A 13268-nucleotide genomic window follows, 5' to 3' on the forward strand; every position below is an offset into this window, starting at 1 on the left:
GAGCGGTGCGGGTGGAGGGATTCGAACCCCCTAGGCACTGAGCAAGCGGTTTACAGCCGCTCCCGACCCTCCCGCGTCGGCGCACCCGCGTGGGACTGGCCGTCCCCCGTGGGACGGCCAGTCGTGGACCCGGCCGGGCTCGAACCGGCCACCTCCTGCTTGCAGAACAGGCGCTCTTCCCGATGAGCTACGAGCCCTCGCGTACCCGGAGCGCGATTCGAACGCGCACTGTCGCCGTTCTGGGCGGCGCGCCTCCTGCCAGTTGGGCTACCCGGGCGTGGTGTGTGGTTGTGGTGCGTACCCTCGGCGCGATTCGAACGCGCAACACCGGCGCTCTCGACGCCGGGCCTCTACCAGTTGGGCTACAAGGGTGCGTGTGTGCGGAGATGGGTGTACGCCCGACCTGGTTCCGTTGGTGGGGTAGGCCAAATGTGCCCCTCCAGCCCGCCCTCGGTGCACTGTCCACCGCGCCGGCCCGGTACCGGTTCTTGTTCGTTCCCATCTCCGCACCCGAGCTTTCACGCTCACTCGGCATGCCGATCTACTTACGATTGTCGGAATAAGGGATTCAAGAATTCGCCGATCCATTCCGAAGCAGGATCGACCCATTCTTCCCACACGGAGGAAAGCACTTCCGCTCGCCTCGGAGAAGATTGCGGATCACCTTGTTTCGAAAACACGCCGCCGAGTGGGGCGGTCCTCGCGAGCGAACTTCCGGGCTTGGCCTGCCGGTGCGATCACTCCGCGTCCGGAGCGTCAGCCCAGCCAGGGCAACAAAAAACCGCCCGACCCGAGTGGGTGGGGGCGGCTCTACCGCGCGGAATCCGCCGCGTTACCCGCCCACTCCGAGGCCCAGAAGTCGATCAGATGCGCCATAGAAGCCGTACAGCGGCACGGCCGAACCACAGCGCAGCGTCAGCCGCCCCATGATCTTGGCTTCGTGCTGGCACATGACGACTCCTCAAGTATGTCGCCGCACCCAACCGGTGCGACTAAGAGGAACAATAATGGAGGCGCGCGAATCAAGCAATAGTTTTCGCGCGCCTTCCACTCTCCACCTTGCTATTGGGGGGCGCCGAGATCGTCCAGGGCCTTGACCGCGCCGCGGTGCAGCGGAACCGGATCGGTCTTGCGGGCCGTGTCCAGGCTGATCTCCTTGGCCGCCGCGGTGGCCTGTTCCAGTTGTGGCTTGCGGTCGAAGAGGGCCTTGGTCAGCACGCAGGCGACGTTCGCGTCGAGGTCGTTGCGGACCAGCAGGACGTTGGGTACGACGATCGCCGGCACGTCGGCGGCCGTCTTGTACGTGGCCGCGGGGATCGTGCCGGCCTCGTACACCGGATTGATCTTCTTCATCTCGGTCAGCAACGGCGTCACGTCGAGGAACTCCACCTGCCCGGCCGCCGACGTGAACAGGTCGGTGATGCCGGGCGTGGGCAGGCCACCGGACCAGAACAGGGCGTCGATGGTGCCGTCCTTCACGCCGTCGACGGTCTTGGTCAGGTCGAGCTTCTGGGCGCTGACGTCCTTGGCCGGGTCGAGTCCGCCGGCCTCGAGGATGCGGTTGGCGATCACCTCGGTGCCGCTCTTGGGCGAGCCGGTGGAGACCCGCTTGCCCTTCAGGCCGGCCACGTCCTTGATGCCGGCGCTCGTGCGGACGATGACGTGCGTGTAGTTGGTGTGGATCCGGGCGATCGCGGCGACCGGCTGCTCGGCGGTGAAGCTGCCGGTGCCGTTGACCGCGTCGGCGGCCGTGTCGGCGAGCGAGAAGGCCAGGCCGAAGCGTCCGGCCACCAGCTGCTGGATGTTCTGCACCGAGGCGCCGGTCTCGCTCGCGGTCGCCTTGACCTTGCCGCCGGTGGCGCCGAGCTGCTCGGCGTAGGCGTTGCCGAGGGCGAAGTAGACGCCGGTCGAGTTGCCGGTGGCGATGCCGATCCGGGTGTCCTGGGCGACCTCGCAGGTGACCTCGCCGCCGGCGTCGGTGCTGGCCGCGTCCTGCCGGCCTCCGCACCCGGCGGCCGCGGTCAGGACGAGGGTGGGTACGAGCAGCAGGGCCGAACCATGGCGGAGTCGGGGGACGGTCATCAGTGCCTCCTATGTGGTGCCGTGGGACTCGGGCGTGGGCGCGGGTTGCTTGCGGCGCCAGGCGGCCAGGGCGGCGGCCAGGGCCAGGGCGATCAGGCCGGCGATGATGGTGGGCGGGGCCAGGTAGAGCAGGAGCAGGCCGGCGGCGGCGCCGAGGACGCGGGCCGGTAGCGGGGCCGGCCCCACGCCGGGCACCCAGGCGCCGGTGGCGACGGCCAGGCCCAGCACGGCCAGCGCGGCGGCCAGCGTGGTCCCGACGATGCCGAGGACCGGGCCGCGGGCCAGCAGGTATTCGCCCGGGCCGGTCAGCACGAAGGCGATCGGGGCCAGGAAGGCCGGCAGCGCGTACTTGAGGGCCTGCCACATGGTCGGGATGGTGCGGCCACCGGTGATCGCGCTCGCGCCGACGGCGGCCAGCGCGGTCGGCGGGGTGACCTCGGACAGCACCGAGTAGTAGAAGACGAACATGGCCGCGGCGGGCGCGGAGACGTCGCGGTCGATCAGGGCCGGCCCGATGATCACCCAGCCGATGATGAAGCTGGCCGTGACCGGGACGGCCAGGCCGAGCACGGCCAGCGCGACCGCGGCGAGCACGACGGTCAGGGCGAGCACCACCGTCGCGTTGTCCGAGACCGCTGTCGCGCCGTCCAGCAGCAGGTCGGCCACATTGGCGCCGAGGCCGGTCTTGGTGACGATCGAGGTGATGATGCCGGCCGCGGCGCAGACGGCGACGACCGGGAGTACGCCGCGGACGCCGGCCGACAGGGACGTGAAGAGGCGGCGCGGGGTGAGCCAGGCCCGCCGGTCCAGGAAGGACAGGGCGGCGGCGAGGATCGTCGCGTACACCACCGATCTGGTCGCGCTGAGACCCAGGGCGAGCAGCACCACGATCAGGATCAGCGACGAGAAGTGGTAGCCGAAACGGGTCAGGAGTCTCCACGCCGACGTCTGCGGCAGCTCGACCGCCTTGACCCCGAAGCGGCGTACGTCGATCTCGACCGCCAGCAGGATGCCGAGGTAGTAGAGGACCGTCGGGATCATCGCCCAGCCGAGGACGGTCAGGTACGAGACGTCGAGATACTCGGCGACGATGAACGCGGCCGCGCCCAGGGTCGGCGGGGACAGGATCGCACCGACCCCGGCGGCGGCCAGCATGCCGCCCGCCTGCTCGGGTGGGTATCCGGCGCGCCGGAGCATCGGCCAGGTCACCGCGCCCACGCTGACCGCGGTGGCCGTACCCGAGCCGGAAACCGTGCCCAGCAGAAAGCCGGCGGCGACCGCGGTCCGGCCGGCCGCGCTGCGCGAGCGCCGGAAGGCGGCGACCGACAGGTCGACGAAGAAGCGGCTGGCGCCGGAGAGATCGAGCACGGCGCCGTAGACGGTGAAGAGCACGATGTACGTGGCCGCGACGTCCAGCGGCGTGCCGTAGAAGCCGCTGCCCGAGTTGTACAGCCCGTCGATGATCTGGTCGAAGTCGAGCCCCGCGTGGGAGATCCGCCAGCCGGTCGGCAGCAGGCCGCCGTAGTAGCCGTAGGCCAGGAAGGCCAGGCACACCACCGGAAGCGCCCACCCGGTGGTGCGGCGGCACGCCTCGACGGTGAGGATCAGCAGGACCGCGCCGAACCCGATGTCGGCCGGCTCGAGCAGGCCCTGGCGGTCGAGGAAGCCGTCGTACCCGCCGCCGAAGGGGCTGATCGGATAGAGGCAGACGACCAGGGTGAGCGCGGCCAGGGCCCAGTCCACTGTCGACGGGCGGTCGCGCGGGGCCGTTCGCCGGCCGGCGTGGTAGCAGAGAAAGACCAGCGGCAGGGTGCCGGCCAGGAAGATGATCAGATAGAACTGGCTGCCCTGGGCCAGCGGCCGGAACACCTGCCACAGCACGAGTAGGGCGACCACGAAGGCGACGACCGCGACCCCCAGCCCGACCCGGCCGCCGAGCTGTCGGGACGGCCGTTCCTCGTCGTCGTACTGGACGGCCGGCGGATCGGCCTCCAAAGATCGAAGCTCGCCCATGTCCGGACATTACCTTGCGATCAAGCCGCCAGAAACGTCGAATTCCGGCGGTTGAGCGGTGATAGTTGCGTCCGCACCTTAACGAACGCTCAGTTGGTTCTTGATGTCGGCCGGGGCGCCAGGCATGCTGGCGGGCGGGAGGCGGGTCAATGACGACAGCGGCATTTCGGGACGCCCGGGACTTTCTGGTGGCGCACGGGGAGGATTACGGCGAGGCCAGCGCACAGTTCCGGTGGCCGGAACTGGACGAGTTCAACTGGGCGCTGGACTGGTTCGACGTCGTGGCGGCGGGTAACGACGCGCCCGCCCTCTGGATCGTCGAGGAGGACGGGTCGGAGCAACGATTCTCGTTCGCCGAGATGTCCGAGCGGTCCAACCGGGTGGCCAACTGGCTGCGGCGGCACGGGGTCCGGCGCGGCGACCGGGTGATCCTCATGCTGGGCAACCAGGTCGAGCTCTGGGACAGCATCCTGGCCCTGATCAAGCTGGGCGCGGTGCTGATCCCGGCCACCCCGCTGCTCGGGCCGGCCGACGCCCGCGACCGTGTCGCCCGGGGCGAGGCCAGACACGTGATCGCGCTGTCCGGCGCGGCCGGGAAGTTCGACGAGGGGGTCACCCGGATCGCGGTCGGCGCGGCCGTCGACGGGTGGCTCAGCCTTTCCGACGCGTACGCCGAAAGCCCGGTCTTCGAACCCGACGGCGTGACCAAGGCGAGTGACACGCTGCTGCTGTACTTCACGTCGGGCACCACCGCGCGCCCGAAGCTGGTCGAGCACACCCACGCCAGCTATCCGGCGGGCCATCTGTCCACGATGTACTGGATCGGGTTGCGACCGGGCGACGTGCACCTCAACATCTCGTCGCCGGGCTGGGCCAAGCACGCGTGGAGCAACGTCTTCGCCCCGTGGAACGCCGAGGCCTGCGTCTTCATCTACAACTACACCCGGTTCGACGCCGCCGGGCTGCTGGCCGAGATGCAACGCTGCGGCGTGACCAGCTTCTGCGCCCCGCCGACGGTGTGGCGGATGCTGATCCAGTCCGACCTGACCGCCCTGCGTACCCCGCCGCGGCTGGTCGTCGGCGCCGGTGAGCCGCTCAACCCGGAGGTGATCGACCGGGTCGAGCAGGCCTGGGGCGTGACCATCCGGGACGGCTTCGGGCAGACCGAGACGACCGTGCAGATCGCCAACACGCCGGGTCAGCCGGTCAAGCCGGGCTCGATGGGCCGGCCGGTGCCGGGCTTCCAGGTGGCGCTGATCGACCCGGTCAGCGGCGAGCCGGCCGAGGAGGGCGAGATCTGCCTGCGGCTGGAGCCCCGCCCGCTCGGGCTGATGGTCGGCTACCACGGCGACGAGGAGCTGACCGCCGAACGGATGGCCGGCGGTTACTACCACACCGGCGACATCGGTTCCCGGGACGCGGACGGCTACATCACCTACGTGGGCCGCACCGACGACGTGTTCAAGGCGTCCGACTACCGGATCTCGCCGTTCGAACTGGAGAGCGTGCTGCTCGAGCACGAGGCGGTGGTCGAGGCGGCGGTGGTGCCGTCGCCGGACGAGCTGCGGCTGGCCGTGCCGAAGGCGTACGTGGTGCTGGCCGAGGGCTGGGCCGCCGACGAGGCCACGGCCAAGGCGATCTTCGCGTACTGCCGCGAGCACATGTCTCCGTTCGCGCGGGTGCGGCGGCTGGAGTTCGCCGACCTGCCGAAGACGATCTCCGGCAAGATCCGGCGGGTGCAGCTGCGCGACGCCGAGCGGGAGAAGCACTCCACGCCCGGCGCCACGCCTTCCGGTGAGTACCGGGACTGATCAGCAGCGGCCGAGGTCGTCCCACTGCTGGGTCCAGCCCGGCTCGGAGCCCTGCGTCCAGTACCGCGCCTTCCACAGGTGGAGGCCGTCGCCGGACTTGGGGCCGTTCGGGTCGCCGTTGCGGCTGCGCTCGTGCTTGACCAGGTTGCCGGCCGTGTAGACGGAACTGAAGGCCCAGGCCGGGGCGTCGTCGCAGCCGGTGGCCGGCGGCTGGTCCGACGGCGGGTCGGTCGGGCCGGTCGGCGGATCGGTCGGCGGGGTCGAGCCGCAGTCGCCGGCGATCGTGTCCTCGAAGGTGCGCCCGGCGCCGCGGTAGGAGTTGACCTTGGCGGTCACCTGGGCCGGGGACAGCACCGCGTTCTTCGCGTGCAGCAGGTAGTCGACCTGCTGCACGTAGGTGGCCCGGCCGCCGCTGTGCGTGGCCAGGTCGATGAACCACTGGTTCCAGTTGATGGTCATCGTCTGGCGCGGGTAGTACTTGCCGGAGTGGTCGCCCACCAGCACGCCGTCGATGAAGTACTTGACGTGCCCGCCCGCCACCTGCACGGCCAGATCGTGCCAGCCGTTGAGGCTGGAACGCTGCTCGGAGTGCACGTTGTCGGCGAACCAGGGCTCGTTGCGGTACGTGTACCAGGTGGTCTGGTAGTTGATCGGCCCGGTCTCACCCCAGCCGCCGTTCGGCAGGTACTCCGACACGTCCATTTCGGAGTAGGTCGGGTCGAGGTCGTAGGCGAGCGGGCTGATCGTGAAGAAGGTCTCGTTGATGTGGTCGCCGTCGGTGCCGCTGGCCGGCGCGTCACTGAACTTGACCCGGCTGGCGTAGGTGCCCTCGAAGTATCGCTTCTGGGCCGAGTACAGCTCGGCGTGCCCGGTGCCACCGGCGGTGCCGTCGGTGTACGAGGTCAGCTGCATCACCTTCTGCCCGTCGGCGGTCGGGAAGGTGATGTTGGCCGGCGACCAGTTGGCCCCGGCCACGCCCGGGCCCCCCTGGTAGCTGCGCGGCACCCAGCCGTGGCTGGTGAGCGCGGAGTCCGATGAGGACGAGTAGGCGAAGTCGTCGAAGATCTGGCCGCAGTCGGCCGCCGCGGCGGGACCGGCGGTGGCCATGGCGAACCCGCCGCCGGCGACGGCGAGCACCGCCACCAACCCTAGTGATCGATACTTGTCGATTTTCATGATCAGTCTGACCTCCGGGGGGATGGGAAGGGGATTTCTCAGTGCCGCCGATGGGCGGCGACCGCGCGCACGGTCAGTTCGAAGGCCTCGGTGGTGCGCTCGTACGTACGCTGCGCCACCGCGACATAGACGAGGTCGAGCACCAGCAGCGCCGAGTGCAGCGCGGAGAGGGCGGCGACCCGGAACGTGGTCTCGTGCACCGACGTCACGAACACGACGTCGGCGATCTCGGCCAGCGGCGACCGCGGGTAGGACGTGACCGCGACGGTGAGCGCACCGTGGGCCGACGCCTCCTCCAGAGTCTCGATGACCTCGCTGGTCCGGCCCGAGTGCGACAGCCCGACGGCCACGTCCCCGGGCATCAGCAGGGCGGCGTTGGTCAGCGCGGTGTGGCTGTCGGCCCGGCTCCACACCGGGATCCGGATCCGTTCCAGCCGGAACGCCATCTCCCGGCCGGCGGCGCCACTGCTGCCCAGCCCGAAGATCTCCACCCGGGACGCGCCGGCGATGGCGGCCGCGACCCGCTCGACGTCGCCCATGTCGAGGCCGGCGGCGGTGGCCTGGATGGCCCGGGTGTCCGCGGTGGCGATCACCTTGAGCACGCTGTCCAGCGAGTCGCCGGGGTGGATGTCACCACTGATGTCGGTCTCCCACCGCGCCTGCTCGGCCCGGCCGGTCTCGGTGGCGATGGCGACGCGCAGGTTCGCGTACCCCTTGAAGCCGAGCGCGCGGGAGAAGCGGGTGACCGTCGCCGTGCTGGTCGCGGTCTGCTCGGCCAGGTCGACGATGCTGGCCTGGGCCGCCGCCTCCGGATCCTCGACGATCGCGGCCGCGATCCGGGCCAGCGCACCGGGCATGGTCGGTCCCTCGATCCGCAACCGCCCCAGCAACCCGCCCGACGAAGACACCGCGTGGACATCCTTTTCATTGATAACTTTGTTTGATGAAAATTACGACCGTCGAGCCCGGTAGTCAATGATGACTTTCCATGAAGCTGGCTCTGGGGGTGGACGCGGGCGGCACCGGTTCCCGCGCGCTCGTACTGGATCAAGCGGGTGTCCAGGTCGGACGGGCTGACGGCGGACCCGGCAATCCGATGGCCGGTCCGGTCGCCGTGCGGGCGATCGGCGCGACGGTTCGCGCCGCGCTGCACGGGCACGACCCGGCCCAGGTGGGTTTCGCGGTGGTGGGCATCGCCGGGCTCAGTTCGATGGCCGACCCGGTGGTACGCGAGGCGTTCGCGGCCGAGTGGCGGGAGATCGGCCTGACCGCCCCCGTACGGATCGTCGGCGACGCGGTGACCGCCTTCGCCGCCGGAGACGCCGGAGCCCGGGGCGCGGTGCTGATCGCCGGCACCGGGGCGGTCGCAGCCCTGGTCGACGGGCTCGACGTGCTGCGCACCGCCGACGGGTACGGATGGCTGCTCGGTGACGAGGGGTCCGGGGTGTGGCTGGGACTACAGGCGGTGCGGTCGGCGCTGCGGCGGACGTCAGCGCTCGGCACGGCCGTCATGACGCACACGGACACGCGTACCCCCGACGAACTGATCGCCTGGGCGACCCACCAGCAGCCGCGGGCCTTCGCCGAGCTCGCGCCCCTGGTCTGCAAGATCGCCGACGACGAGTCGGCCCGGATCGTCGCCGAAGCGGTCGAACGGCTGCTCGCCACCGTCGCCGAGCTGGGCCAGCCGGAAGGTCCGGTGGTGCTGGCCGGCGGGCTGCTCACGGCCGACACCCCGATCCGGCGCGGCGTGCGGGCGGCCCTGGGCGACCGTGCCCGCACGTCCGGCGACCCGGTGTCGGGTGCCGCCCGGTTGGCTCTGAAACGGACGCGGATCCCCGGGTGATGCCTATGTGTGCTCAGAGCAAGAGACGTACCGGCGACCGGCCTGCTCGGGTAGCTACCAGGGCACGATGCCGTCCGGTCCGAGGAACTTCCCGGTCGGACCCTCCGGGCCGGCCTCGACCACCCGCGCGACCGCGGCGCCCGCGTCCGGCAGTGGCTGGCCGACGGCCCGGCCCATCATGTCGCTGCGGGTCAGTCCCGGGTCGACACAGTTGATCCGGAAGGCCGGGTAGGCCTTGGCGTACTGGACGGTGAACATGTTGAGGGCGGCCTTGGCGGCGCGGTAGACGTCGGCCGGGTAGGCGTTGAACTCGTCGTCGGTGTCGGACGCCTTCGTCAGCGAGCCGATGCTGCTGGTCAGGTTGACGACGGCCGGCCGGGGCGCGTCCTTCAGGGCGGGCAGGAACGCGTTGGTCGCGCGTACGGCGCCGAACACGTTGGTGTCGAAGACGTACCGCACCAGGTCGCCCGTGAGCTCGCCGATCGGGGTCGGCGGCTCCAGCACCCCGGCGTTGTTGACCAGCACGTCGAGCGCTCCGACGGTGGCGGCGGCGGCCCGCACGGACGCGTCGTCGGTGACGTCGAGCCGCACGAACCGTCCACCGGCCTCGTCGGCGGCGCGCCGGCCGAGGTCGGCGTCGCGGCAGCCCAGCCACACCGTGTGCCCCGAGGCGACGAGGGCACGAGCGGTCTCGAACCCGATACCGCGGGACGCTCCGGTGACCACCACTGTCGACATGCCGAGCCCTCACTCTCCAAGAACGTGTCCGTCCCCGGAAGTGTCGGCTCGCGCCCAAGTGGCGGCCTTGGAGATTGTCAGGACCGGCTCGGCCCCAGCAGCTCGGCCGCCTGTTCCCGCATCTCGACCTTGCGCACCTTGCCGGTCACGGTCATCGGGAAGCCGTCGACCACGTGCACGTAACGCGGGATCTTGAAGTGGCTCAGCTTCCCGGTGCAGAACTCGCGCACCCGCTCGGCGGTCAGCGGCTCGGCCCCGGGGCGGAGCACGACCCAGGCCATCAGCTCCTCGCCGTACTTCGCGTCCGGCACGCCGATCACCTGCACGTCGGCGATGTCGGGGTGGGTGTAGAGGAACTCCTCGACCTCGCGCGGGTAGACGTTCTCGCCGCCGCGGATGACCAGGTCCTTGATCCGGCCGACGATGTTGACGTACCCGTCGTCGTCCATCGTGGCCAGGTCGCCGGTGTGCATCCAGCGGGCCGCGTCGATCGCCTCGGCGGTGGCCTCCGGCTGGTCCCAGTAGCCCAGCATCACCGAGTAGCCGCGGGTGCACAGCTCGCCCGGTGTGCCTCGGGAAGCCACCAGGCCGGTCGCCGGGTCGATCACCTTGGACTCCAGGTGCGGCATGGTCCGGCCGACCGTCTCGGTGCGCCGGGCCAGGCTGTCGTCGGCCCGGGTCATGGTCGACACCGGCGACGTCTCGGTCATGCCGTAACAGATCGCCACCTCGGTCATGTTCATCTCGGCGATGACCCGCTTCATCACCTCGACCGGGCAGGGTGAGCCGGCCATGATGCCGGTGCGCAGGCTGCTCAGGTCGTACGCGCCGAAGTCGGCCAGCCCGAGCTCGGCGATGAACATGGTGGGTACGCCGTAGAGCGAGGTGCAGCTCTCCCCGGCCACCGCCGCGAGGGTGGCGGCCGGGTCGAACCCCGGTGCCGGCAGCACGATGCAGGCTCCGTGCGAGGTCGCCGCCAGATTGCCCATCACCATGCCGAAGCAGTGATAGAGCGGCACCGGGACGCAGATCCGGTCCTCTTCGGTGTAGTTGACCAGCTCGCCGACGAAGAAGCCGTTGTTGAGGATGTTGTGGTGCGAAAGGGTCGCGCCTTTCGGGAAGCCGGTCGTACCCGAGGTGTATTGGATGTTGATCGGATCGTCGAAGCTCAGATCGGCCTCGATGGGCGCGCCTTTCATCGGCAGCCCGTCCCATTCCGCGCTGCCGATGAAGATGGCGTCGGTGAAGCCGATCTCGGCGATCATCGCGCGGTAGTCGCTGGTCTTGAAACTCTCCGCACTGATCAACAGCCGCAGACCGGATTGTTTCACGACAAAACCCAGTTCATGGGTACGGTACGCCGGATTGACGTTGACCAGGACGGCGCCGATCTTCGCCGTCGCGTACTGCACCAGCACCCATTCGGCGCAGTTGGGCGCCCAGATACCGACCCGGTCGCCCTTGCCGATCCCCCGCGTCCGCAGACCCCGGGCGAGGTCGTCGACGGCCGCGTCGAATTCGGCGTACGTCCACCGGCGGCCGGCCGCCACATCGACGAGCGCCGCGCGGCCGGGAAAACGGGCGACCGTGCGTTCCAGATTGGCGCCGATGGTCTCGCCGAGCATCGGCACGTCCGACGTACCCGCGCTGTAGGCCAACATCCCCGCAGCATGCGCCTCCGCCGCCGGCTTTTCCACCCAGATCGCGGGCCGTGAAACGTCAGGGCGCATCCGACGGATGGGCGGCCGGGACGATCGTGTGGTTGATCCGGAACAGGTTCCGCGGGTCGTGGCGGGCCTTCACCGCCGACAGCTCGTCGTAGAGGTCGGGGCCGTAGAGGGCACGGACCCTCTCGGGCGTCCGCGCCTCGTCGGGGGACAGGAAGTTCGGCATGGACCGCCGGTCGGTCCACGGCTCGACCTGCCGGATCAGGGCGGCCAGGTCGGCCCGGAGCGCCTCGGCCCGCGGCGGACCGCCGACGGCGAAGGCGAACAGCTGGAAGGCCAGCCCGCGGGTCGGCACGGCGTCGGCCACCGCCGGCTCCCGGTCGAGGTGGCCGCCGAGCGCCCGGATCTCGGCGTGGATCACCGACGTGACCGCACCCGGCCCGAGGACGTCGACCAGTGCCTCGACACCGTCCTTGGTCAGCTCGCGCAGGCCGGTGCTGCGGTCGAAGTACGGAATCGGTTGCTGCGGGTCGGCGTGGACGGTGTCGATCTCGGTGAACGGCATCTCCCGCACGCTGTCGAGGATGACCGGAGCCGCGGCCCGCAACGGCGCGAGCAGTTCCTCCGCTGTCGCCGGGTCGCCGAGGTGGGTGAACCGCACGTGCACCACGAAGGCGCCCCGTAGCGGCTCCGGCAGCTCCGGCACCGGTGGCAGCCGCTGCACGGCGACCGAGGAGCTCGCCTCCACCGGCAGCCGCGGAACCCACTCCCGCCAGGCGTGCAGCACCTCGGCCATCCGCTCGCCGGCGAACCAGAGTCCACCACCGACGATCGTGCGTACCTCGAACAGCCGCATCTCCACCGCGGCGACGACACCGAAGTTGCCTTTGCCGCCGCGCAGCGCGAAGAACAGGTCGGGCTGCTCGTCCGGGGTCACCCGGCGCAGCGTTCCGTCGGCGGTGACCACCTCGAACGCGGACACGTGATCGGAGGCGTGACCATGGGCGCGGCCGAGCGCGGGACTCTGCCCGCCGCCCAGGACGAACCCGATGGCGCTGACCGTCAGCGTGGAGCCGACCGGCGGGGCCAGCCCGTACGGCGCCGCCGCCGCCAGCACCTCGCCCCAGGTGGCCGCCCCTTCGACGCGTACCGTCCGCCGGTCCGCGTCGACCGCCACCCGCGACATCCGGCGCAGGCTGATCAGCAGCGCCCCGGCGGCCGGCTTGGCCACCATGTGGGCCTGGCCCCGGACCGCGATGGCCATGTCCCGGCGGGCGGCGAAGCGGACACACGCCTCGATGTCGGCCACGCCGGTGACGCCGACCGCGACCTCGGGCCGCAGCGGGCTCATCAGGTTGTAGGTGGCGCACTCCTCGTCGTAGCCGGCCTGGCCCGGCGTCAGCACCGGACCGGCGACCGCGGCGGCCAGCTCGGCGAACTCCCCGGCCGCGGTCACCGGCGCTCGCCGGTCACCGGGGTGACGTGCAGGATCGGCAGGACCCGGGTGGTCATCGTGCGGTAGTTCTCGAACAGCGGGTTCTGCTCGACCACCGTCGCCCACAGGGCCTCGCGCTCCTCCGGGCGGCACGGCGTCACGTCGGCCTCGAAGGACTCGAAGACGTCGCCGGTCCACAGTTCGACGCTGACCCGCGGGTGGGCCAGCACGTTGTGATACCAGGCGGGGTGCCGGTCGCGTCCGGCCGAGCTGGCGACGGCCAGGAACGCGTCACCGTGCACGAACTTGATCACCGGCCAGGTGTGCGCCCGCCCGGTCCGGGCGCCGGTCGTGGTCATCAGCATGACGGCCGGCCGCGGGAACATGCCGCCGATGACGTCCTTGCCGTCACGCAGGTCGGCGACGACCTCTCGGTTGTGAGCGACTTCGCTGGGTGGGGCTTTGATGTCGGACATGGCGCCGAGTCTCGGCGTACCCGT

General features: G+C 70.6%; 10 protein-coding genes and 4 tRNA genes. 2 read left to right on the forward strand and 12 right to left on the reverse strand.

The annotated features are described in order from the left end of the window. Nucleotides 1–6: 6 nt before the first annotated feature. The 6 genes from ACGFIO_RS08535 to ACGFIO_RS08560 all read right to left on the reverse strand — a co-directional run bounded on the left by ACGFIO_RS08535 (nucleotide 7) and on the right by ACGFIO_RS08560 (nucleotide 4095). Nucleotides 7–89 (reverse strand) — tRNA-Tyr (locus tag ACGFIO_RS08535). 35 nt (nucleotides 90–124) lie between these two features. Beyond that, nucleotides 125–197: transfer RNA gene (locus tag ACGFIO_RS08540), tRNA-Ala, on the reverse strand. 5 nt (nucleotides 198–202) lie between these two features. Further along, a tRNA-Leu gene (locus ACGFIO_RS08545) sits at nucleotides 203–277 on the reverse strand. Between the two features lie 21 nt (nucleotides 278–298). Next, nucleotides 299–372, reverse strand: a tRNA-Leu gene (locus tag ACGFIO_RS08550). A 690-nt stretch (nucleotides 373–1062) separates the two neighbouring features. Then, complete coding sequence (locus ACGFIO_RS08555; protein ID WP_392823804.1) at nucleotides 1063–2082, reverse strand: TAXI family TRAP transporter solute-binding subunit; 1020 nt, start codon at nucleotides 2080–2082, stop codon at nucleotides 1063–1065. Between the two features lie 9 nt (nucleotides 2083–2091). After that, nucleotides 2092–4095, reverse strand: a complete 2004-nt coding sequence (locus ACGFIO_RS08560) for a TRAP transporter permease (protein WP_392823806.1) — start codon at nucleotides 4093–4095, stop codon at nucleotides 2092–2094. Between the two features lie 149 nt (nucleotides 4096–4244). On the opposite strand from ACGFIO_RS08560, the gene ACGFIO_RS08565 reads away from it, so the two are divergent. Next, complete coding sequence (locus ACGFIO_RS08565) at nucleotides 4245–5906, forward strand: AMP-binding protein (RefSeq protein ID WP_392823809.1); 1662 nt, start codon at nucleotides 4245–4247, stop codon at nucleotides 5904–5906. Here the strand turns inward: ACGFIO_RS08565 and ACGFIO_RS08570 are convergent, their stop codons facing one another. Both ACGFIO_RS08570 and ACGFIO_RS08575 read right to left on the reverse strand, forming a co-directional pair. Continuing rightward, entirely contained in the window at nucleotides 5907–7082 is a 1176-nt protein-coding gene (locus ACGFIO_RS08570) for a glycosyl hydrolase (RefSeq protein WP_392823811.1), read from the reverse strand. It lies immediately after the preceding gene. Between the two features lie 38 nt (nucleotides 7083–7120). After that, nucleotides 7121–7990 (reverse strand): MurR/RpiR family transcriptional regulator, encoded by an 870-nt coding sequence (locus ACGFIO_RS08575; protein WP_392823813.1) that lies wholly within the window; start codon nucleotides 7988–7990, stop codon nucleotides 7121–7123. An 80-nt stretch (nucleotides 7991–8070) separates the two neighbouring features. On the opposite strand from ACGFIO_RS08575, the gene ACGFIO_RS08580 reads away from it, so the two are divergent. Next, nucleotides 8071–8928: an N-acetylglucosamine kinase gene (locus ACGFIO_RS08580; RefSeq protein ID WP_392823815.1), complete on the forward strand. Its 858-nt coding sequence runs from the start codon at nucleotides 8071–8073 to the stop codon at nucleotides 8926–8928. Nucleotides 8929–8982: 54 nt separating this feature from the next. On the opposite strand, the gene ACGFIO_RS08585 is transcribed toward ACGFIO_RS08580, so the two are convergent. The 4 genes from ACGFIO_RS08585 to ACGFIO_RS08600 all read right to left on the reverse strand — a co-directional run bounded on the left by ACGFIO_RS08585 (nucleotide 8983) and on the right by ACGFIO_RS08600 (nucleotide 13244). After that, nucleotides 8983–9666 carry an SDR family NAD(P)-dependent oxidoreductase gene (locus ACGFIO_RS08585; RefSeq protein ID WP_392823817.1) on the reverse strand — a complete coding sequence of 228 codons (684 nt, stop codon included), beginning with the start codon at nucleotides 9664–9666 and terminating at the stop codon, nucleotides 8983–8985. Between the two features lie 77 nt (nucleotides 9667–9743). Then, on the reverse strand, nucleotides 9744–11327 hold the full coding sequence (locus tag ACGFIO_RS08590) for an AMP-binding protein (protein WP_392823820.1): 1584 nt from the start codon (nucleotides 11325–11327) through the stop codon (nucleotides 9744–9746). Nucleotides 11328–11385: 58 nt separating this feature from the next. Continuing rightward, the gene (locus tag ACGFIO_RS08595) at nucleotides 11386–12789 is read right to left on the reverse strand and encodes an FAD-binding oxidoreductase (RefSeq protein ID WP_392823822.1); all 1404 of its coding nucleotides are present in this window, start codon (nucleotides 12787–12789) and stop codon (nucleotides 11386–11388) included. Continuing rightward, complete coding sequence (locus tag ACGFIO_RS08600; protein WP_392823824.1) at nucleotides 12786–13244, reverse strand: nitroreductase/quinone reductase family protein; 459 nt, start codon at nucleotides 13242–13244, stop codon at nucleotides 12786–12788. The genes ACGFIO_RS08595 and ACGFIO_RS08600 overlap by 4 nt, the downstream gene beginning before the upstream one ends. Nucleotides 13245–13268: the final 24 nt, after the last annotated feature.

Origin of the sequence: Actinoplanes sp. NPDC049265 (genome assembly GCF_043197135.1) — a bacterium.
Classification (GTDB): Bacteria; Actinomycetota; Actinomycetes; order Mycobacteriales; family Micromonosporaceae; genus Actinoplanes.

What these genes read in the sequence shown, in the direction of transcription:
- ACGFIO_RS08555 (WP_392823804.1), bottom strand. Translation starts at nt 2,082, where the DNA reads ATGACCGTCCCCCGACTCCGCCATGGTTCGGCCCTGCTGCTCGTACCC.
- ACGFIO_RS08560 (WP_392823806.1), bottom strand. Translation starts at nt 4,095, where the DNA reads ATGGGCGAGCTTCGATCTTTGGAGGCCGATCCGCCGGCCGTCCAGTAC.
- ACGFIO_RS08565 (WP_392823809.1), top strand. Translation starts at nt 4,245, where the DNA reads ATGACGACAGCGGCATTTCGGGACGCCCGGGACTTTCTGGTGGCGCAC.
- ACGFIO_RS08570 (WP_392823811.1), bottom strand. Translation starts at nt 7,082, where the DNA reads ATGAAAATCGACAAGTATCGATCACTAGGGTTGGTGGCGGTGCTCGCC.
- ACGFIO_RS08580 (WP_392823815.1), top strand. Translation starts at nt 8,071, where the DNA reads ATGAAGCTGGCTCTGGGGGTGGACGCGGGCGGCACCGGTTCCCGCGCG.
- ACGFIO_RS08585 (WP_392823817.1), bottom strand. Translation starts at nt 9,666, where the DNA reads ATGTCGACAGTGGTGGTCACCGGAGCGTCCCGCGGTATCGGGTTCGAG.
- ACGFIO_RS08590 (WP_392823820.1), bottom strand. Translation starts at nt 11,327, where the DNA reads ATGTTGGCCTACAGCGCGGGTACGTCGGACGTGCCGATGCTCGGCGAG.
- ACGFIO_RS08600 (WP_392823824.1), bottom strand. Translation starts at nt 13,244, where the DNA reads ATGTCCGACATCAAAGCCCCACCCAGCGAAGTCGCTCACAACCGAGAG.